17 protein-coding genes and 1 tRNA gene are annotated in these 19,955 nt (G+C 61.9%); 12 read left to right on the forward strand and 6 right to left on the reverse strand.

Translation table 11 applies throughout. The features are described from left to right. Positions 1–6 precede the first annotated feature (6 nt). On the reverse strand, positions 7–2,328 hold the full coding sequence (locus XH93_RS35790) for a molybdopterin guanine dinucleotide-containing S/N-oxide reductase (RefSeq protein ID WP_194471082.1): 2,322 nt from the start codon (positions 2,326–2,328) through the stop codon (positions 7–9). 392 nt (positions 2,329–2,720) lie between these two features. Between XH93_RS35790 and XH93_RS35795 the strand changes: the two genes are divergently transcribed. The 3 genes from XH93_RS35795 to XH93_RS35805 all read left to right on the forward strand — a co-directional run bounded on the left by XH93_RS35795 (position 2,721) and on the right by XH93_RS35805 (position 5,278). After that, positions 2,721–3,383: a hypothetical protein gene (locus tag XH93_RS35795; protein WP_194471083.1), complete on the forward strand. Its 663-nt coding sequence runs from the start codon at positions 2,721–2,723 to the stop codon at positions 3,381–3,383. Beyond that, the gene (locus XH93_RS35800) at positions 3,380–3,646 is read left to right on the forward strand and encodes an HGGxSTG domain-containing protein (protein ID WP_246799381.1); all 267 of its coding nucleotides are present in this window, start codon (positions 3,380–3,382) and stop codon (positions 3,644–3,646) included. The genes XH93_RS35795 and XH93_RS35800 overlap by 4 nt, the downstream gene beginning before the upstream one ends. Positions 3,647–3,982: 336 nt before the next feature. Beyond that, a complete protein-coding gene (locus XH93_RS35805; protein ID WP_194471084.1) occupies positions 3,983–5,278 on the forward strand; it encodes a DUF4238 domain-containing protein in 1,296 nt (431 codons plus the stop codon). 38 nt (positions 5,279–5,316) lie between these two features. Here the strand turns inward: XH93_RS35805 and XH93_RS35810 are convergent, their stop codons facing one another. Beyond that, positions 5,317–6,267, reverse strand: coding sequence for a hypothetical protein (locus XH93_RS35810; RefSeq protein WP_194471085.1), 951 nt, complete (start codon positions 6,265–6,267; stop codon positions 5,317–5,319). 87 nt (positions 6,268–6,354) lie between these two features. Between XH93_RS35810 and XH93_RS35815 the strand changes: the two genes are divergently transcribed. From XH93_RS35815 to XH93_RS35840, 6 genes are all read left to right on the forward strand, one after another. Beyond that, the gene (locus XH93_RS35815) at positions 6,355–6,492 is read left to right on the forward strand and encodes a hypothetical protein (RefSeq protein WP_194471086.1); all 138 of its coding nucleotides are present in this window, start codon (positions 6,355–6,357) and stop codon (positions 6,490–6,492) included. A 101-nt stretch (positions 6,493–6,593) separates the two neighbouring features. Beyond that, complete coding sequence (locus tag XH93_RS35820; RefSeq protein ID WP_139482205.1) at positions 6,594–6,824, forward strand: hypothetical protein; 231 nt, start codon at positions 6,594–6,596, stop codon at positions 6,822–6,824. Next, entirely contained in the window at positions 6,818–7,048 is a 231-nt protein-coding gene (locus XH93_RS35825) for a hypothetical protein (RefSeq protein ID WP_194475455.1), read from the forward strand. Before XH93_RS35820 ends, XH93_RS35825 begins: the two co-directional genes overlap by 7 nt. Before the next feature lie 460 nt (positions 7,049–7,508). Next, positions 7,509–7,706 (forward strand): hypothetical protein, encoded by a 198-nt coding sequence (locus tag XH93_RS35830; RefSeq protein WP_194471087.1) that lies wholly within the window; start codon positions 7,509–7,511, stop codon positions 7,704–7,706. A 277-nt stretch (positions 7,707–7,983) separates the two neighbouring features. Then, positions 7,984–9,498: a DUF4038 domain-containing protein gene (locus XH93_RS35835; RefSeq protein WP_194471088.1), complete on the forward strand. Its 1,515-nt coding sequence runs from the start codon at positions 7,984–7,986 to the stop codon at positions 9,496–9,498. A 177-nt stretch (positions 9,499–9,675) separates the two neighbouring features. After that, complete coding sequence (locus XH93_RS35840; protein ID WP_246799382.1) at positions 9,676–10,068, forward strand: hypothetical protein; 393 nt, start codon at positions 9,676–9,678, stop codon at positions 10,066–10,068. 91 nt (positions 10,069–10,159) lie between these two features. Here XH93_RS35840 and XH93_RS35845 read toward each other — a convergent pair whose 3' ends face one another. Further along, positions 10,160–10,708 carry a hypothetical protein gene (locus tag XH93_RS35845; protein ID WP_194471089.1) on the reverse strand — a complete coding sequence of 183 codons (549 nt, stop codon included), beginning with the start codon at positions 10,706–10,708 and terminating at the stop codon, positions 10,160–10,162. A 407-nt stretch (positions 10,709–11,115) separates the two neighbouring features. Between XH93_RS35845 and fabF the strand changes: the two genes are divergently transcribed. Beyond that, positions 11,116–12,378 carry a beta-ketoacyl-ACP synthase II gene (fabF, locus tag XH93_RS35850; protein ID WP_194471090.1) on the forward strand — a complete coding sequence of 421 codons (1,263 nt, stop codon included), beginning with the start codon at positions 11,116–11,118 and terminating at the stop codon, positions 12,376–12,378. Between the two features lie 214 nt (positions 12,379–12,592). Further along, positions 12,593–12,772 carry a hypothetical protein gene (locus XH93_RS35855; RefSeq protein ID WP_139482212.1) on the forward strand — a complete coding sequence of 60 codons (180 nt, stop codon included), beginning with the start codon at positions 12,593–12,595 and terminating at the stop codon, positions 12,770–12,772. A 388-nt stretch (positions 12,773–13,160) separates the two neighbouring features. Here XH93_RS35855 and XH93_RS35860 read toward each other — a convergent pair whose 3' ends face one another. The 3 genes from XH93_RS35860 to XH93_RS35870 form a co-directional block, all read right to left on the reverse strand. Next, positions 13,161–14,936 carry an adenylate/guanylate cyclase domain-containing protein gene (locus XH93_RS35860; RefSeq protein ID WP_194471091.1) on the reverse strand — a complete coding sequence of 592 codons (1,776 nt, stop codon included), beginning with the start codon at positions 14,934–14,936 and terminating at the stop codon, positions 13,161–13,163. Positions 14,937–15,198: 262 nt separating this feature from the next. Continuing rightward, a complete protein-coding gene (locus XH93_RS35865) occupies positions 15,199–17,982 on the reverse strand; it encodes a UPF0182 family protein (RefSeq protein WP_194471092.1) in 2,784 nt (927 codons plus the stop codon). A gap of 217 nt (positions 17,983–18,199) precedes the next feature. After that, positions 18,200–18,292 (reverse strand) — tRNA-OTHER (locus XH93_RS35870). Between the two features lie 98 nt (positions 18,293–18,390). Between XH93_RS35870 and XH93_RS35875 the strand changes: the two genes are divergently transcribed. Continuing rightward, complete coding sequence (locus XH93_RS35875) at positions 18,391–19,776, forward strand: tyrosine-type recombinase/integrase (protein WP_194471093.1); 1,386 nt, start codon at positions 18,391–18,393, stop codon at positions 19,774–19,776. Positions 19,777–19,955 lie beyond the last annotated feature (179 nt).

Below are 19,955 nucleotides of genomic sequence, written 5' to 3' on the forward strand. Positions count from 1 at the left end.
GGGCCGCTACACCGGATCGAAGGCGCGGATCGGCGGCAGATTGCCGTTAAAACGCTCGACCTCGACCACCGTGAGCTGGCCGGTGCAGCCCTGCGCAAAGGACGAGGTGCCGATGTCGCGGGTCAGCACGTTGGGATTGCCGTGCACGCAGAGCGGCGCGTCCTCCTCGGGATCCATCGGGTCATACCAGGCGCCGGTCGGCAGCTGCACGACGCCGGGCGCGATGCCGTCGGTGACATGCACCGCGGCGAGGCAGGCGCCGCGGGCGTTGAACAGGCGGATGATGTCGCCATCCTTGATACCGCGCGGCTCGGCGTCGCGCGGGTTCATGCGCGCGACCTCGCGGCCGCGATGTTTTGCTGCAAGCGAGTGGCCGCCGAAATCGAGCTGGCTGTGCAGCCGCGTCGCCGGTTGGTTGGCGACCAGGAAGCACGGCGTGCCTGGTTTTGGCATATCGGTCTTGTCGAGCCAGACCGGATGGCCCGGACAATCAGCATCGCCGTGATCGGCGATCTTCTGCGAGAAAATCTCGATCCGCCCGCTCGGCGTCGTCAATGGCCGCGCGACGGGATCCTCGCGAAAACGGCGCAGCGTGCCGCCATCGTCGGGCTGCTGCGGCACCACCAGGCTGCCGCGCTCCCAGAACTCCTCGAAGCTTGGCGCCTCCAGCCCCTGCGCGGCGAGCGATCTGCGGGTCGGCTCATAGAGATGCGCCAGCCATTCGCGCGCGGTGCGGCCTTCGGTGAAGGGCTCGCGCGCCCCTAACCGCTCGGCGAGATCGGCGAAGATCTCGTAATCGTCGCGCGCAAGGCCGAACGGCTCGGCGATCCGGTGCATCGCGACCATCAGCGGATCGTTGGTGGAATAGCCGATGTCCTCGCGCTCCAGCGTCATGGTCGAAGGCAGCACGATGTCGGCGTGGCGCGCGGTGGCGGTCCAGGCCAGTTCGTGCACCACGAAGGTATCGAGCCGCGCAAACGCCTTGCGCAGGCGGTTGATGTCCTGGTGGTGGTGGAACGGATTGCCGCCGGCCCAATAGACCAGGCGGATATCCGGATAGGTCCGCGTTTCGCCGTTGTAGCGATAGAGGGTGCCGGGATTGAGCAGCATGTCGGCGATGCGCGCCACCGGAATGAAATCGGCGACGCCGTTGCGGCCCTGCGCGAGCGTCGGCCCGGCCACTGCGTTGACGCGGCGGCCGTAATAGCCGATGGCGCCGAGCGAATAGGCGTAGCCGCCGCCCGGCAGGCCGATCTGGCCGAGCGCCGCCGCCAGCACCATGCCCATCCACACCGGCTGCTCGCCATGCTCGGCGCGCTGCAACGAATGCGACACGGTGACCAGCGCGCGCCGCCCGGCGAGCCGGCGGGCGAGCTTGCGGATGGCCTCAGTGTCGATGCCGCAGATCGCGGCGGCCCACTCGGCGCTCTTCGGCTGGCCATCGGTTTCGCCGGTGAGATAGCGCAAAAACACCGGCCAACCCTCGGTGTAGCGATCGAGAAACGCCTGGTCGTGCAGGCCTTCGCTGACCAACGTGTGGACGATGCCGAGCATCAGCGCGGTGTCGGTGCCGGGCACTGCCGTCAGCCATTCGGCGCCGGCCTCGACGGGCAGATCGTCGCGCAGCGGGCTGACCAGCACGAATTCGCAGCCGCGCTTGCGCGCAGCGTCCATCGCGCCGCGCTCGACATGCTTGCTGATCGAGCCGCCGGCCACCATCGAGTTCTTCAGCGCCATGCCGCCGAACGCCAGCACGATGTCGGTTTGTTCAGCGATCTGCTCCCAGGTGACGTTGCGCTTGGTGATCTCCTCATAGCCGGCCAAAATCTGCGGCAGCAGCACCGAGGACGCGCCGGAGGAATAGGTGTTGACCGAGCGCACATAGCCGCCGAGCGCGATGTTGAGGAAGCGGTGCACCTGGCTCTGCGCGTGATGGAAGCGGCCGGCGCTTGACCAGCCATAGGAGCCGCCGAACACCGCCTGCGGGCCGATGCTGTCGCGGATCCGCGTCAGCTCGCCGCCGAGCAGGTCGAGCGCCTGCTCCCAGCTGACAGAGACGAACTCGTCGCGGCCGCGGCGGTCGTCGGGCCCGGGGCCGCGCTCGAGCCAGCCGCGGCGGATCGCCGGCTGGGCGATGCGGGCCTGGTGACGCAGCGCGCCGGGAAAATTGTCGATGATGCGGTTCGGATCGGGATCGGCGGCATACGGCCTGACCTCGAGACCCGCCTGGCCGAGCCGCGCCGAGAACACGCCCCAATGCGAGGTGTGCGGCTTAAACCCATCGGACAAATCGAGGCCGGGATCGGGGTGGCCAATCGTATCGCTCATCTGGTCTCCTTCATCCGCAGGCCACCGGCCGGGCCGCCCCTGTCGCAACATCCGAACCAGTATAATGATCCAATCGGCGCTGTCGCCGCCCTCAGGGTTGCCGGAAACGCAGGCGCCACGCGCAGGAACTCGCTGTCGCAGGGGCGCCACCCATTATGGCGAAAACAACCCCATGCAAAGTAGCCGGCGGCGGCCGGGGGACGACATGACGCTTGACACGTCGGGCAAGTCAGGGGTATTTTTCCAAAATTCCGAAACCGTGCAAAGCGCCCGTCGCCCCGCGACCGCGGGCGATTGCGGCCGAATACCTTCACCCCACAATCGAAATTGCGCCGGCTCCCGCAGCGAGCAATCGCCAGCGTGCGGCCGCGCGCATTCCAGGAACCCGCGACATGACGACTGCACCAGACATCACCGCGCCGGCGATGGCCGCCGCACCCGGCCAGAGCCAGACTCCCACAGTGCTGCGGCTAAAACTCTCGCCGCATGGAGTCAGCATCGACCATCCCGACCCGGAGCGCGGCGAAGCGCTGATGCTGAACGCGCTGGGCGTCGCCGATCGCGACGCGATGGACGGCATTTTGCGGCAATTGGTCAAGGCCAGCGTGAACGGCGGGCGAGCGGACAAGGTCAACCTCGCCTTCATGATCTCGATGGTGAAGAGCATTCGCCCGCGGGATTCGGTCGAGGCGATGCTGGTGGCCCAGATGGTGTCGGTGCATGTGATGGCGATGCGCTGCGCAAAACACCTCGCGCATGCCAACGACCTCGCCCAGCACGACAGCGCCGCGCGCGCCCTCGGCCGGCTGGCCCGCACCTTCCCCGCCCAGCTCGAGGCGCTGAGCCGCTACCGCAGCCAAAGCGAGCCTGTGATCACCGTGCAGAACGTCTCGGTCGCCGACGGCGGCAACGCCATCGTCGGCAACGTCACCCAGCATGCGAACGTGATCGTGTCGGACCAGCCCCCGGCCTCCACGGCGCTGAGCGCACCGAAGCCCGCGCGCGCCAGGCGACGGCGCAATTCCGCCGACGCCAAGCGCGACGCGCAGGCGTGAGCGATCACGTCAGACACACCGGCCCGATGCTGGCGAGCTTGCGCTGCGGCGCCAAAACCCGCTCCGGCGGCGCCTGCCGCGCGCCGGCGGTGCACGGCAAGGCGCGCTGCCGCATGCACGGCGGCGCCGAGGGCTCCGGCGCGCCAAGGGGAAACCGGAATGCGCGCAAGCACGGGCTGTACACGAGGGGGGCGATCGCGGAGCGGAGGGAGATATGGGAGTTGCTGGGGAAAGCGCGGAGGATGCTGGAGGGGATGAAGTGATTAATCGCGGTGACGGCGGCACAAATTATATGTGCAACTCAGAGATTGTCCGAACGCGATGCGCCCGCAAAAATATTTCTGTGCTAGCGAATGTGCTAAAATCAGAGTCTAATCTCCATTAACGTGACGTACGTCACATAATTGGGCAATCCGCCTCGGTCTACGTTCCAACGAGGACTATCGCTTGCCACCGAACTTCGACTAGCCGCGACGCCCCCTCCCTAAATTGCTTTTCAGCTTGGCGAGCATACGGCATCCCAGTCTGCCTGCCTCCAAATGGTCCCGTGATACAGTCTAAGGACGATGCCGGGCGCAAATAAACGCAAATAGCAAAAGATGGTCGCAACCGAATCTAAGAAGCATCACTATGTTCCACGGTCAGTGCTGAAGAGGTTCAGCATCGAAGGAGCCGGCAAGCAGGTTTATGTCTTCGACAAGACGAACAGTCGCGCATGGCCATCGGCCATCCTTGATGCAGGATCGGAGAACCAGTTCAATACCGTCGAGGTCAATGGTGAGCGGGTTTCTTTCGAAGATGCGTTTCACGACGTCGACGACCGCCTGGCGGTCCTTTTAGATCGCCTGTCAACCGAACGAAGCTTGGCAAATTTTAGGCCTACTGACCGTCATGACTTGGCGGATCTCACGGCTGTCCAGATTGTGCGTACAAAGCTTGCCCGCACCTCGATGCTCGCGGTGGCCGAAGGCTTCATACAGGCAGTGACTGACGCCGGAATAGACCCGGCCACCATATCGAATTTCAGCATGCCTACAGATCAAGCTACGCGTTTGGTAGCGCGTGCAATGTTGGCAGAACGCGACGGACTCTGCGAGGCTCTCGCGACCAAGCGGCTTGTTCTCGTAAAGGCCAGCGGAGAGCGGCGTTTTTGGACTTCGGACAATCCCGTGGCAATGTTCAACACCTTTCCCTATGGAGAACTTGGCCTCAGCTCGCCTGGCATTGAAATTTACTACCCTTTTTCACCGACGCTGTGCCTGGCGTTCTTCTGTCCGAGCATTGAGCTTAAGATTCGCGAGGCCCTTGCTCAGCCTTCGCATGCGCTCCCGTCAGAAATGCGCGCTCGTTTCGCAGCTATTCACAACGCTATGGTTACCGGCGAAGCAACCACGCTTGCTGTAGATGCAGTTGGGTTTGTGAATGAATTGCAGGTACGGAGATCATCTCGGTTTCTTTACGCGACTACCGATCAAGTCAGCTTCGCCAAAGAGATCCTGGCGCGAGATGAGGGGCTCCGCAATATCGTCGGCCACACCCAAGTTGGTCGCATGGGAGGAGGATTGCCACGAAAGCCAAACATGCCCCCTGGCTTATGGTTGGTTATCTATGGGCGGCTGAATCACCACATGCTAGCGATTGAGGAATGGGACGAACAATCGCGGTTCATCGAAGTGACCACGTCGGATGTCGGAACATTAGCAATGCTCCTACGCGATCAGCCTCTTCAGCAAGCCACGGTGTTTCAGGATGGAGCCGAGCGCCGCAGAATGCGCGAGATCAAGATCGAATTGATCGGTCGCGCAACCCCGCAACCCATCCGAATCATTCACAACGACGACGGGCTGAACGCTCTTGTCGCAGACCTTAGAACCTTAGTCAGGGGATTACGGTGACAATGCGTTAAATCGCCAAGGAGGAATTAGGTGCACTGTCACCGCAATTGCGGCAAGGCATTCTGCAAATTACCGAGGCAACCTTTCATCGTTGCCAAAATGACGTCCCTATTCTCGGTGCCCTTGTCCCAGACGTAGCCATGGGCGAGGCTAATTACGATGCCGCTGCTCAGGTGAAGCAGGAAGCCTCCGGGAATAACCGTAATGAGCAGAACAGTAGCGCCGTTCCGGGTCAGGCCTTTCAGGGCTGGCTCAATTAACCCTTGGAGATCATCCTGCTCAGATTTCCGAATCAGGAAGTAAGCGCGCCCGAGAGCGATCAAACTCACCAGCGGCGCCACAACGTTGGCATAGACAATACCGCTGCATTCGACCGCCGCGGCCGATGCCACCAGCTTGGCCGGGTCGTTCCAGTTGCAGTAGATTGACACGCCGCAGATGTCGCCACCGATAAGCTGAGCTACATTTACACTATCGAGGTGCTTGAAATACTCGCTAACTTGATCGGCATGATCGAGGATCAGGATCGGCATACCGCGGGTCGTGATCAGGTCTTTCCAGTATTCATTCGCCCAGACGCCGAGTTGCTCCAACGCCCCAAGGTCGGGCAAGGACGAACTCACGGCCTTCCAACTACCAGCAAGACTGTGGCCACCATCATAGAGCCTGTGCCAGCTGCCGCCGATGCGCGTACGGAGATACTCGGCATCCATGGCCTTGCTAGCAAGGGTCGCGTGTTGGGTACTCAGGTGGTTCATCAGCCAATTGCTGAATTCGCTGTTGTTCTTCCAGTCAAGCGCGGCCGTATATGCCTCGCCTGCAACAGCGGCCGTCGCGCTCACGCCGCTTGCCACTGAGCTACCGACGCGTTCGGAGGCCACGCGCCCAGCATCGCGCCAGCGGGAAGCGACTTGCGCCGCACGTTGAAGCCAAGCATCCAGAGAATCCATTTTGCCCCCGAAGCGTTCGTCGATTTCAATGTCAGTCAACCTTGACGAGCGCAACCCCACTTATGGCTACCTGCGGCAATCCGGAACCGTGACGCGCCCACCAAATTATTAGTCCAGGAGAATCTCATGAGCACCAAGGCAGACCTACTCAGGCAGGCGGAGAACGCCGAGCGGCACGCCGACCAGGCCACCGATGAGGAAACCAAGAAGGCTTTGAAGAAGGCCGCCGAGGACTACAGGCGAGAGGCTGCGCAGGAGAACTGACGGCCCGCGCTCGATACTATCGCCCTCCCCCTCATTTGCGGCCTTGACTCATCGTTCCCTATTCGTTCTTATTGCGCCTCACCGCCAATTCAGAGCGAACCATGCCAACACTCGACTATCTCCGTTCGGAGATCGAGCGCATGCGCGTGCAGGTCGGCCGCCAGCGCAAGGAAATCCTGACCCTGCAGCGGGCCGGCATCCCGACCGGCTCGGCTGAAGAGTTGCTGCAGCGGATGCTGGACAAGATCGACACCCTCTGCGCCGAGCGCGACCGGATGAAGGCCGCGCTGCCGAAGCCGAAGGGCAAGGTGCTGGGAGGCCGCTCCTGGTGACGCAACGGCCGCAATGGTTCGCCGACTGGGATGATCCGCCGCCCTTCATCAAGGCGCTGGCGGAGGTGCGGGCGCTCTCGACCAGGGAAGGCTGGTGCTTCTTCCACGTCCAGGCGATTCAGGTCGCCATCGACCAATACGCCGAAGCCGCGCTGGGTAACCGCGGGTTCTTCCTGAACAAGCCCTACGGCGTCGGGCCGATCAGGAAGGGCGATGTCCCGTAGGAACGGGTCAGGTCCACGACCGTTGTCGACTCTGGAAGTACGGCTAAACTGCCCGTCGTTGGTCCCCCTCCAGCGGCGGGCTTTTTGTGAGCTGCGTGTGAAGCGTACCGAGATGCCCGGCAGGCAACATAGGTTGAGCCGGCGCTTTATGCCGACATCGAATACCGGGCCATCGCGTCCGAAGGCTTACTTCGAGCGCGTTCGTTCAAGGGGCTTGTTCGGAAGTGATCCGGTCGGCGGACTCTCCACCCACGCCGGCGTATCGTTCTCCTCGCTCATGCCATCACAGGCTATGCAGCGAAGATCGGTGCGCTGGTCGAGAGCCATAACGGCCTTGAGTGGCTTCCCGCAGCGCGGACATCTGGTGAGATCCATCTGTCCCTCCTCTTTTCGCCGTCCAACCGCTCAGAGGAACAAAAGTTCCTACGCGACGTTGGGTGGATTTTTAGGGAGGACTTGAATGGAAATGATCGTCGAGCGCGTCGTTCGCACGTATGGAATGATGGTAACGCTCAGCCCGCAGGAAGAGGACTCGGTCCGGCAGCGGGTTCTGAAATTTGTGGAAGGCAAGACAGGCGATGAAAACACCATCGCTGTCGAGGCCATCAAGTTCTTGAGGGGACCTAAGCCGTCCCGGACGCGACGGCCCAAGCGGTAGATCCGAACTGCCCGGTTTGCCACGGCCTCGGCCGGGTCTGTGAGAACCATCCGCATCTCGCCTGAACGGAAGATCCGCACGGCTGCATGTGCGGCGCCGGCATGCTGTGCCGCAGTGACATGCGGGGACGGACCATCCCCGGATGTCGCTGCGCTCATCCGGGCTACGCTCGCCTGGGATCAGGATGTTGGCGTCAATATCCGCTCTTCGCCGAAGCAACGTGATAAGATCTGCGAAACGTTCCGAAGAACAGTAGGCTTGAGCGTCGAGACCTGCGATGTCTTTCTGGATCGGGTGCTCTGCAAGTGCGACACGGAAATGCTTTGCGCATTCGGTAGCCGGAGCGCTCCTGGGGGCGGCCGTATTCATCGCGCCGGCGGCTCGTGCACCGGCGCAACAAGGTCCGACGGACGTCGGAAAAGCTGGATCTCCTGACGGCCCCGTCTATCCGCTCAAGGCAAGCGCCAACAACCGCTATCTCGTCGACCAGAACAACACGCCGTTCCTGATGGTCGGAGACTCTCCGCAATACCTGAGCACCAATTTGTCGCAAGAAGAAGCTGCGGCATTCATGGCCAATCGTCGACGCTATGGCATCAACACGCTCTGGATCAATCTGCTTTGCATTTGCAAGGAGGCAAAGACGTTTGATGGAATTGTGCCGTTCCTTGTTCCGGGCGACATTACGACCCCAAATCCCGCGTACTTTCAGCGCATCGACGATATGCTCCGTATCGCGGCCGACCACGGCATGGTCGTACTCCTGGATCCCATCGAGACCATCAGTTGGCTGGATGTCCTCCGGAAAAACGGCACGTCCAAAGCATTCGAGTACGGACAGTATCTCGGAAATCGCTACAAGGACGTTGCCAACATCATCTGGATGCACGGCAACGATTTCCAGTCATGGCGAAATGCTGCCGACGACGATCTGGTTCAGGCCGTCGCGCGCGGGATCAGAAGCATGGATGCGATCCACATCCATACGGTCGAGCTCAACACTGCGACCAGCGGTTCCCTGGAAGACCCGTCATGGGCGCCCCTGATCGAGCTCAATGCGGCATATACGTACTTTCCGACCTACGCGCAGGTTCTGACCGAATACAATCGACCGAGCTTCAAGCCCATCTTCATGGTGGAGGCGAATTACGAGTTCGAGAATGTCGGTCCCGATCCCGAGGGCGGCTCTGCGCAAAACCTGCGGCGGCAGGAATATTGGACGATGCTGAGCGGCGGCGCGGGACAACTCTATGGCAGCGCCCACACATGGAAGCTCGAGCGGGGATGGGAAGCGAACCTGGATACGCAAGGTGTGATCCAGCTACGCTACATGAAAAACCTCTTCGCCTCGAGAAAATGGCACGATCTGGTGCCCGATCAAACCCATACAGTGGTGACTGCCGGTTATGACCACTTTTCCTGCCTGGTCGGAAAATTCGTGACTGGTGTCAGCAAAGACCCGGACTCGCTTATGTCGAGCGTGTTCGGTGGCATCCGACAATATTCGGGCGTCGGATCCATCACGAGCAATACCTGCGCGACGGCTGCCCGAACCTCCGATGGCTCGCTGGTGCTGGTTTACATGCCGACGATCCGGGCGATCACGGTCGATATGTCGAAGCTCGCGGGCACAGCGACAGCTCGCTGGTACGATCCCACAAGTGGCGAGTACGTGGACGTGAAGGATTCCCCGTTCGGCAATGAGGGGAACAGGGTGTTCATGCCTTCAGGAGCCAACAAATCCGGCGAGGGCGATTGGGTCCTGGTCCTCGAAGCGAGAACCGCACCCTGAGATGCAATCACCTGCCGCTCTTTTCCGCCGCGACGGTTCGCGGCCTTTGAGCCGCTCGAGCCGCCATCATTCGCCGCGCAAGGCAACGCCGCCTATGGGTCAACCGTGTCGCTCTTTCAATCGGGACGCGGTGCGGCCGGCCGAGGAGGACGACACGGGCGAGGCGGGACGAGCATGATGCAAGCAATGGCACCCCGTGTTCTTGCGGAGGCGCGCCTGGCAGGCCATTTGCGATGTGCGCGTGAACAGTTCGGCGCCGGGTTGCGGGTGTGCCGAACTCAGACACGCGGAGCACGCAAAATGAGTTTGCATCGTCGTTTTGGAACAGTTCGCGGCAGCACCACTGTCGAGTCGAAGATCAGCAAGATGCTGTCCGACCTTGTCCTGGCCTGCCAACAGATCGAGGCCGACATCGCGGCCGAGGAACAGCGCACGGGGATTTTCGATCGATCGGACGCAAGGTATCCGATTTTGGCGAGGTCGCTGAACGAGCGGCGCGGCAATCTCAAGGGCACCATCGCCACGCTTGAAAAGCGTGTCATGGAGAAATCCCGGCTCAACGCAGCATAGTCCGATCAAGCCGCGGGTCAGCTGCCTTTGGCGCGCTTGCCTGCGGTTTGCGCGACCATTTTTTGGCGAGGGCCGCAATCGCCGTCATTCGTCACCGTAATTCCGGGATGACGGGGCCGGGAATATAAAGCGGCTTGCCGTCGCGGCCGAAGGGAAAGACGGCGTCGATGCCGTCGACGCTTACATCGCCGAATATCCGCTCCACGGTCGCAAAGTCCCGGTGCGGCGCGAAGCCGATCGATCGCGACCAGGCGGCCAGATCGCGCAGCAGCTTGCGCGCGTAGCTCGGATCGACCGACATCATGGGGGACATGGCACTCATCGTGTTCACGTAGAACTGGAAATATTCGTCTTCCACGAATTCGAATGTCACGTCCTTGATGCCGAGACAGAACGTGTCGAGCAGGTAAGAACTCAACGCGACGTGATGCGGCGTAGCGCCGCGCGCAAGCACCAAGGTGCCGATGCCGCCTTCGAACAGGGCTTCGGTGAGGAGGCAGCCTTGAATGGGCCAGGCCGCAGCCCGCCGCACGCGCGCGGGCAGGCTTGCTTCCAGTTCCTCAGCCCGGCGCTTCTGCGCGACCACCTGCTTCCGCCGCTGCGCCTTCCGGGCCCGCTTCTGCGCGATATTGGTCGCCATGGCCACTCTCCACTGATTCGAACGCCCCGATGATAAACGGAAGGCGACGGGTGGTGCCGGATATCCCATGAATTATTCCGCCGCATGACGCACGTTACGGTGACAGTACCCCTAGTTTCCAGCGCCGCGCTGGGTGACGCGGTGTGGCTAGTCCGGTTGATGATACCGGCGAGGCGGGACAAGGATGGTGCAACTCATGGCATCGGGCTTCAATTGCGTGCACCGTTACCGCAATTGCCGGTCGCGAGATTGATCAGCCGGTCGAACACCCGGCGAGCGCGTGACGCGCGGCCTTGACGGCGGACCGGTCGGCGTCATAGATGACGATCATCATATATTGAACCAGGCTCGAAACCTTGACCGTTTCGAGCACCGGCCACGCCGGTCAAGACGCGACAGGAAGCATCATGCGCCGAATTGTTGTGACGGGCCTCGGGACGGTGTCCCCGCTCGGCTGTGGCACCGAACTGGTCTGGTCGCGGCTGCTGGCGGGGCGGTCCGGGCTCGGCGCGTTGCCCGACTGGGCGACGGCGCTGCCGGCGCGCGTCGCCGGCTTGGTGCCTGACAAGGCCGGGGATGCCGAGGGCGGGTTCGATCCCGATGCCGCGGCGCCGCGCAAGGACCACAAGAAGATGGACCGCTTCATCCTGTTCGCGCTGCTCGCAGCAAGCGAGGCCGTGGCGCAGGCCGGCTGGATGCCGGCCGAGGCGCGCGAGCAGGCGCGCACCGCGACCGTGATCGCATCCGGCATCGGCGGGTTTCCGGCGATCGCGGAGGCCGTGCGCACCGCGGAGAAGAGCGGCGTGCGGCGGCTGTCGCCCTTCACCATTCCGTCCTTTCTCGCCAATCTCGCAGCCGGGCACATCACTATCCGATACAGCTTCAAGGGCCCGCTCGGCGCGCCGGTGACTGCCTGCGCGGCCAGCGTGCAGGCGATCGGCGATGGCGCGCGCCTGATCAGGTCCGGCGAAGCCGACGTTGCGGTCTGCGGCGGCGCGGAGGCCTGCATCGATCCGGTGAGCCTCGGCGGCTTTGCGGCGGCGCGGGCGCTTTCGACGTCCTTCAACGACACGCCGGCCCGCGCGTCGCGGCCGTTCGACCGCGACCGCGACGGGTTTGTGATGGGCGAAGGCGCGGGTGTCGTCGTGATCGAGGAGCTCGACCATGCCTTGCGGCGCGGCGCCAAGCCGATCGCCGAGCTCGTCGGCTACGGCACGACGGCGGACGCCTATCACATCACCGCCGGCCCGGACGACGGCGACGGCGCCCGCCGCGCGATGGAGGCGGCGCTGCAGCAGGCCGCCCTGCGGCCCGGCGAGATCCAGCATCTCAACGCGCATTCGACCTCGACGCCGGTCGGCGATCTCGGCGAACTGGAGGCGATCAAGCGCGTGTTCGGGCGCGAGGGCGGCATCGCCGTCAGCGCGACCAAGTCGGCGACGGGACATCTGCTCGGCGCGGCCGGCGGCATCGAGGCGATCTTCACGATCCTCGCGCTGCGCGACCAGGTCGCGCCGCCGACGCTCAATCTGGACAATGCCGATCCGGCCGCCGAGGGCATCGACCTGGTGGCCAACGTTGCGCGGGGCATGGCAATCGAGCACGCGATCTCGAACGGTTTTGGATTTGGCGGCGTCAACGCCAGCCTGGTGTTTCGGCGCTGGTCTTGAACCGGTTGGCGGCCTGAAGGCCGGCCCGACGACGATTTCGAATAGATCGAAAAATGGCTCGCGATGGATCGCGATGTTGCGGCTGCGAATTCCCGCACCGCAACATAGCGGCCCAAGGGTTGGAAAATGGAAACAAGCCTGCCCGGTTGCCAGAAACGCAATATCGAGTATGGTTTGCGCCCCCTCCTTTAGTATCAGTTCAGGGACGCCCGCCATGCCTCTTCTCCAAGCCAAGCTGGAACGATTTGAGACCCTCGCTGCTGAGTGCGAGCTGATCGCCGGCCGGGCGCTGGATGGCGGCAAACGCGAACTCTACCTGCGGCTGGGTGCGCATTATCGCGCGCTGGCGACCGATATGCAGGCGGTGATCGCGTCGGTCGACGCTGCCGCGTAGCACACGCCGGCGCCGACAAGGTCTGGTCAGCTTTGCGGCCGAACCTCATCTGTGGAGGCTCGAGGCTATTGCGACCTCCAGCCATTGCCGCGTCGTCTACGCTGTGGCGCGTTGCGGACCGTTGGCGGAAAAGTCGAAGCCGCAATGGATCCGATCCGCCCAAAAGCCGGCAATACGGCTGCGACAAATCTCGAACAATATGCAATTGACGGCAAACGTCGACGCGTAACCCCCATGTCCGCCCCCGCAGAACAACGATATGAGGCTGCGACGTGCAGCTACAGGTTGTCAAGCGCCCGTTGCCGGGGGCGCCCCGGATTGCCGAGGCGTTATGGGTCGCGGAGCGCGCAATTCCCTGCTTGACGGGGGACGAGGGGATACGCCGGGCTCATTCGGGCAACCCTGCTTTCCGAAGACCCTCCACCATCAGCTTCGAATTTGACTGCCCGCCCCGAGCCACGAATGCCCCTATCGTGAAGGCGGGATCGAATTCAAGCAGACGCGCCGCCGCCTCACGCGCTTCAGCGTCGCGTCCGAGCAGGGCGAAGGCGGCCGCGAGACAGCGGTGAGCCAGCGAGTAGGAGGGATTTTGACGCAAGGCTTTCTTGCCTGCAACGATGGCCTCGCCGAAGCGATGAAGTTCGATAAAGGCAAACCCCATCCCGGTAAACGTCCGGTGCAGCAGCGGATCGATCGGGCTCATACGAATGGCACGTTCAAAGCTCCGGACCGCTTCCTCCGGCAGTCCCGCGACTCGATAGACGTGACCTCGCGAGCTCCATGCCCGAAATGAATTCGGGTTGAGCGCGACCGCCCGATCGGCCATTTCGATCTCACTTTCACTATCGCCGACCATGAACGCCGAGGTCAGGGCAGCCAACGCCATGGTGTCCGGATCATCATCGTCGATGCTCAATGCCAGGCGAACAAGCCGAACTGCTTCCTTCTTGTCGAATTGAGGATCGACTGCATAGCCCCAAACGACGTTTTGCATGTGGGCGGCACTTGCCAGCGCCGCGACCAGGCCGAACCGAGGGTCCAACTCCAGGGCGCGATGCGCCAGCCTCATCGTCTCGGCCAACCCTTCGCGGGTCGATCGGTAAAACTGCTGCATGGCCCGGAGAAACAGATCATAGGCGGTGAGGTTTTCCGGCCGCCGCCGCGCCGCCATCACGATTTCGGTTTGCAGCAATTTGGGCTGAATGGCGGAGACGACTGCGACGGTCACTTCGTCCTGAAGAGCGAAAACGTCGGTCAGGTCGCGCTCGAACCTGTTCGCCCAGAGATGCGCGCCCGTGACCGCATCAATCAACTGCCCTGTGATCCGAACTTTCCCCGACGCCTTGCGGACAGACCCCTCGAGAACGTAACGCACGCCGAGCCTGCGTCCGACCTCCTTTACATCGACGGCTTTGCCTTTGAACGTGAAGCTCGAGTTGCGAGCGATGACGAACAGCCATTTGAACCGCGAAAGCGCGGTGATGATCTCCTCCACCATTCCGTCGGCAAAGTACTCCTGATCGGGATCACCGGACATGTTCTCGAACGGCAGAACGGCGATGGAAGGCTTGTCGGGCATCGGAGGCGGGCTGTCAGTGTCGGCAACACGCGTGGCAGCAGTCTCTCGCGCGTCACCCGGCGCAACCACCTGATAGACCCTGATCGGCTCCTGAATGTTCCTCATCTGTTGAACACCCAGGTCGATAAAGGTCATCGGCAGGACCTTGCGCACCTGATCGTACGTCGCGCCCGAGATCAGGACGCTTCCAGGTTTCGCCATTGTCTGCAACCGCGCGGCAATGTTGACGCCGTCGCCAAACAGGTCCCCGGCGCGCACCATCACGTCACCGATGTGCACACCGATGCGAAAATTGACGTGGCGGTCAGGAGCAAGGCCGGCGTTAGCTTCGGCCAAGGCGGTTTGCGCAGCAACGGCGCACAGCACGGCGTCGACCGCACTCCCGAACTCCGCCAGGACGCTGTCGCCAGCCGTGTTCGCGATGCGACCCCTGTGGTCCGCAATGAGCCGGTCGAGGATCGCGCGCCGTTCGGTCAGCCGTTTGAGCGTACCGACCTCGTCAGTGCCCATCAGGCGGCTATAGCCCTCCACGTCTGCCGCGAAGACGGCGACGAGCTTTCGGCTGACCTCGCCAAGATCGGACATTCGGTGCCCCGATGCCACCAGTCTGCGGCGGTCATCATTCCGCAAGCTGGAACACAGGGCAAGGTCGGCCGCCGAAGGGCAGCGAGGAAGCGAGGATGGATCACGCTGGTGTCGCCGCGAGCTCGTGCGACCCGGACAATGGCGACTGAAGTCGCTTGGCGCGCCACCCAGAATAAAACTGCGAACTCTTATGTCATTGAAATCGCGATATGATCTTGAGCAGAGCCCAATCGTGGCGCCGCGTTCGTGATGGGGGTGGACACTAATGGCCGACGGGACGTCGGTTCATTTCCTCCAAGAGCTCGCGCATTGCGTCGAACTGCGTGCCAAAGCCTTTCCAATCGCCGGAGCGCAATCGTTCAACGGCCTGATTGTAGCGATCGAGCGCCTCCCTTGCCTGACTTGTCGACGGGCCTGCAACAGGCATTTCCCCATTTGTGCTCGAGACCGGCCGCGCCCCGCCAGGCTCGATGAACAACGCGGACAAGGCTTCGCCGAGCGTCTCCTTCATCACCACATGTTCACCATAGGCTGCGATCACACGCTTTAGTTCCGGCAGGTGTCCGTGCTCCGCGCGCAAATAGAGCGGCGATACATATAGGATCGAGTTCTCGATCGGGATCACAAGCAAGTTCGCGCCGCGTATCACCCGCGAACCCATCTGATTCCACAGCGTGATTTGTTGCGATATCTCGGTACTCTGGTTGATCCGCGCCTCGATCTGGAACGGCCCGTAGACGAGCTTCTCCTTGGGAAATTCGTAGACGATCAGCTTGCCGTAGTCGGGCGCGTCACAGCGCGCGGCGAGCCACGCGATCATATTGTCGCGGCGGCTGGGCACCATGGGAAGCATGAGAAAGAACTCGGCCTGCGGCTCTTCGGGCAGCCGCATGACGATGTAGTACGGCGCCATCGTTGCAATGCCGCCGCCGCCTGGCTGGCGCGGGAATTGCCACAGATCCTCGCGGTTATAGAAAACGTCGGCGGCCTCCATATGGTAGGTCTGATAGAGCCGCGCCTGGATCAGGAACAGGTCCTCCGGATATCGAATGTGCTTCTGCAAGTCCGGAGGCATCGCCTCGAACGACTTGAACAAGCTCGGAAAGATACGCTGATAGGTCGCCGCGACCGGGTCACCGGTGTCAATGAGGTAAAAATCGACGGTCCCATTATAGGCATCGATGATGACCTTCACCGAATTGCGAATGTAGTTGAGATCGAAATCCTGCGCTGGCTGCGAAGCGGGGAAATAGGAACTCACCGTGTAGGCGTCCTGCATCCAGAACATCCGCCCATTGCTGATGACCAGATAAGGATCGTGATCGAGCCTGAGGAACGGAGCGATCGTTTGTACCCTTTCCCCGATATTGCGGCGGATCATGATCCGACTGTCGGTGGTGATGTAGTTCGAGAGCAGCAGGTTCGGGTCATTGAAATAGTAGGCAAACAGGCCTCTCCACACCGCCGCTCCTATCGGAATGCCACCCGTACCGTCATAAGCCGCGTAGACATTGTCTTTTCCCTTCGGATGGTCGAACTCAGCTGTGCTCCCCTTGACGATGACGTAGTTGTTGCTCTGTTCGCTGTAGTAGATGCGCGGCTCGTGGATTTTGGGGCCTCCATCCGCAACGGGCGGGATATCCCGCAAATAGAGGAGCGGCAGTCCTTCAGCGCTCTTGCGCGTGACCGGGCTCATCACCGCACCATTGCCATGAGTAAACAGCACGTGGCGGTTGACCCATGTCTGGGCGTTCGGCGGCAGCAGGGAGGGCCGCAGTTCGCGTGCCGAGAGCATCACACTTTGGTAGGAGCCGTCGAGCCAGTAGCGATCGACGTCAAGATCATGGAATTTGTAGTAAGTGCGGATCTCCTGCAGCTGCGCGTAGGTGTCCGACAGAGGCAGCCAGTCCCACAGCCTGATGTTATCGATTGTCGCCTTGTTGGCGTCGAGCGTCTTGGAGGTAAGCTTCTGTTCGGCAGCAAAGGGCCTGGCCGAGATCTTGTCCAGATTGTAGGCCTGCCGGGTGAGCGCAATGTTGCGCTCGATGTAGGGCTTCTCCAGATCCAACTCGCTTGGTTTGACGAAGAATTGCCAGACCAGAACGGGGACTACGCCGGACAGCACGAAAGTGCCGATGACGACGAGCAGGAACGCGGCGACAGGAAGCCGGTAGCTGCGCGTCCGCAAGTTCGCCCACGTGGCGAGAGCCGCGACGATCGAAAGTCCGATCATCAGCCACAGGGCCGGCAGCCTCACATGGACATCGGTGTAACTTGCGCCGACGACCACGCCGTTGTCGCCGTAGAGCAGCAGATAGCGATCGAGACTATAGGACCAGGCCTTCACCGCGAAGAAAAGACCGAGCAGCGCCGAGCCGTGGCCAATCGCTGTCGGCGACATTGAACGGTGTTGAGAGTCGTATTCGATATCGCCGTGAGCCCAGTAGATCGTTCCGGCGACAAGCGCACTCAGAGCGAGCGTGAGCATCATCCAGTTCTTGATCAGGATATAGGCGGGCAACGAGAACAGATAGAAGCCGATATCCTTGCTGTAGAGCGGCTCGTCAGCGCCATATGGTACCTGATAGAGAAACCGCAGGAAGGTGCCCCAGTTGCCCACTTCCGCCACTGCGACGAGAAGGGCGAGCAGGACAGCCCCGCCTGCGATAATCGAGCGCCACGGCAAGCAATCGCGCCACTGTGCCAGCGGATCCGGCGGCGCGCTGCCCGCGGCCTGCCACACCGCAGCCGCCGCAAGCTGTGTCGACCGCTTGCCGGCGGCACGCAGCGCGAGCCACCAGTTCACCCAAAGTACGAGAGCAGTTGCTGTCCAGATCGCGACAAAGACGGCGGCTTTGGCGCCGATCGTCATCCAGAAGACCTGCAGATAGCCGACCGACGAAAACCATAGCCAGTCGACCAGGAAATCGCTCGCGAGCCCGAGCAGGATCAGGCAAATCGTAATGGCGACAGCCGCAACGGTCAGCCCGACCACGCCACTTAGCCGTGGTGCCTTGCGTTGGGGTCCGGCAATCCGGATCGTCATGCGCCTGATCATAGCGGAAATGACGGGCGTCCGCCGCTTGATTCGGGCCGGGATTGCACCCACGGCGAGGGACGCAACTGGGCGAAGCCCCGGCGCGCGCGGAACAACGCAAAGCGGAAAGCTCGGCGATGCTGCCGACGCAATCAGTCAGCCATCGCCCGAGATAGTGCTGCGGCTGCGGAGCCGTATCGTACAATGTGGTGGTAGAGCGCAGATTTGGCGCTCCCTAGGGGAATCGAACCCCTGTTTCAGCCTTGAGAGGGCCAAATAATGGATCCGCCTTCGTCCGTCACCGTCCGCACCTATTCAATGATTTCAATAAGTTAAATGTTCAGAATCCAGTGTTGTTCGCCGACGTACAGCCTCGTATATTCGACGGATATTCGACGTGTCGCAGTGCAAAAAAGTATGTCCAAGACACTCATCGAGGCCCAAGTCACGACAGCTAAAGCGCGCTCCAGGCTCGAGCTTGGCGTGCATTGGCGTCGCCTCGATGCGGAAGCGCATCTGGGCTATCGCAAAGGCAAACGGGGCGGCATTTGGCTTGTCCGCTGGCGTAATCACCACGAAGGCGGCAACTACAAGCAGGAGCCAGTCGGCGTCGCCAACGACATCAATGACAAGCCCGCCGACGGGATTCTGACTTTCGAGCAGGCCGTGAGAACGGCACGGGAGGCCGTAGCTCGAGCCAGAACGGAAGCCGCGTCGCAGGCGGCGGGCCCGGCTCCCACCGTGCGATCGGCCGTTGAATCCTACGTGAAGGAACGCGACGCTCGGGAAAGACGCCGAACAGGTCGCGACGTCCGATCCGACGCCGGCACCAAGCTACGGCGCTACGTTCTTGGTCAGGAAAAGCGCGGCAATCAGGAAGCTGCAGAAGCTGCTCCTCTCGCATCGGTGCATCTGCATGCCTTGAAAGAAGACGACTTGATAGCGTGGCGTGAGGGTTTGCCGGAGGACTTAAAGGTCACGACCAAGCAGCGGTTCGTGAATGACCTCAAGGCCGCACTAAACGCCGCGTGGCCGCGGCTTTCCGCAGATCGCAAGAAACTAAACCCGACGTTCCTCGCCATCGTGAAAGCCGGCTTCAAAGCCGAGCGGATCGATGATGATGGTGATGTGTCGGTCGCTCGGGATAACCAGATTCTCACGGATGAGGAGGTCGGCGCCATCCTTCAAGCTGCGCGTGAAGTCGATCAGAAGCAAGGATTTGATGGCGATCTATATCGGATCGTCGTATGTCTGGCCGCGACGGGCGCGCGGTATGCCCAGGTCAGACGAATGCGCGTGGGCGACGTACAGGTTTCGGCACGGCGTCTGATGGTGCCGGGGTCCTATAAGGGGCGCGGCGGCAATGGCGGCTCCGACCCGGTCCCAGTGGGCGACGATGTGATTAAGGTGCTTTTGCCCGCAATCGCCGGGCGGCCAAGCGATGCACCTCTTTTCGAGCGATGGATCCATGAACAGGAGCCGGGGGGTATCGCGTGGAGGAAGTCTGAACGCGGTCCGTGGAAAAGAGGCGAACTTGCACGTCCCTGGAAAGCCATTCGCGAGCGCGCCGGTATGCCGGAGGTGATTCCCTATGCTTTGCGGCACTCGAGCATCGTGCGCGGTCTCCGAAAGGGCTTGCCCATTCAACAGGTCGCCAAACTGCACAACACCTCGGTCAAAATGATCGAGCGGCATTACGCGAAATACATTGCGACCGCCTTGGAAGACCTCGCTAGGGCGGCAGTCGTGCCCTTGGTGCCGCGTAGCGATGGAAACGTGGTGCGAATGGGAAAACGCGCGTAAGGGGATCATCCTGCGGTGTGGATCGAACTCATTCGTCTGATGGCGCCAGTAAACGGAAGGCAGTAACGGAATACGAAGAAGCGCAGGAAGCCCTCTGGAAAAACTATGAACGATTGAAGGCTGAGCGCTTGGCGAGGGAAGCGGCAAAGTCCGACGACAAATAGCAGGGGTTTAATTCC

It is taken from the genome of Bradyrhizobium sp. CCBAU 51753 (assembly GCF_015291565.1).
In the GTDB taxonomy this organism is placed as follows: Bacteria; Pseudomonadota; Alphaproteobacteria; order Rhizobiales; family Xanthobacteraceae; genus Bradyrhizobium; species Bradyrhizobium ivorense.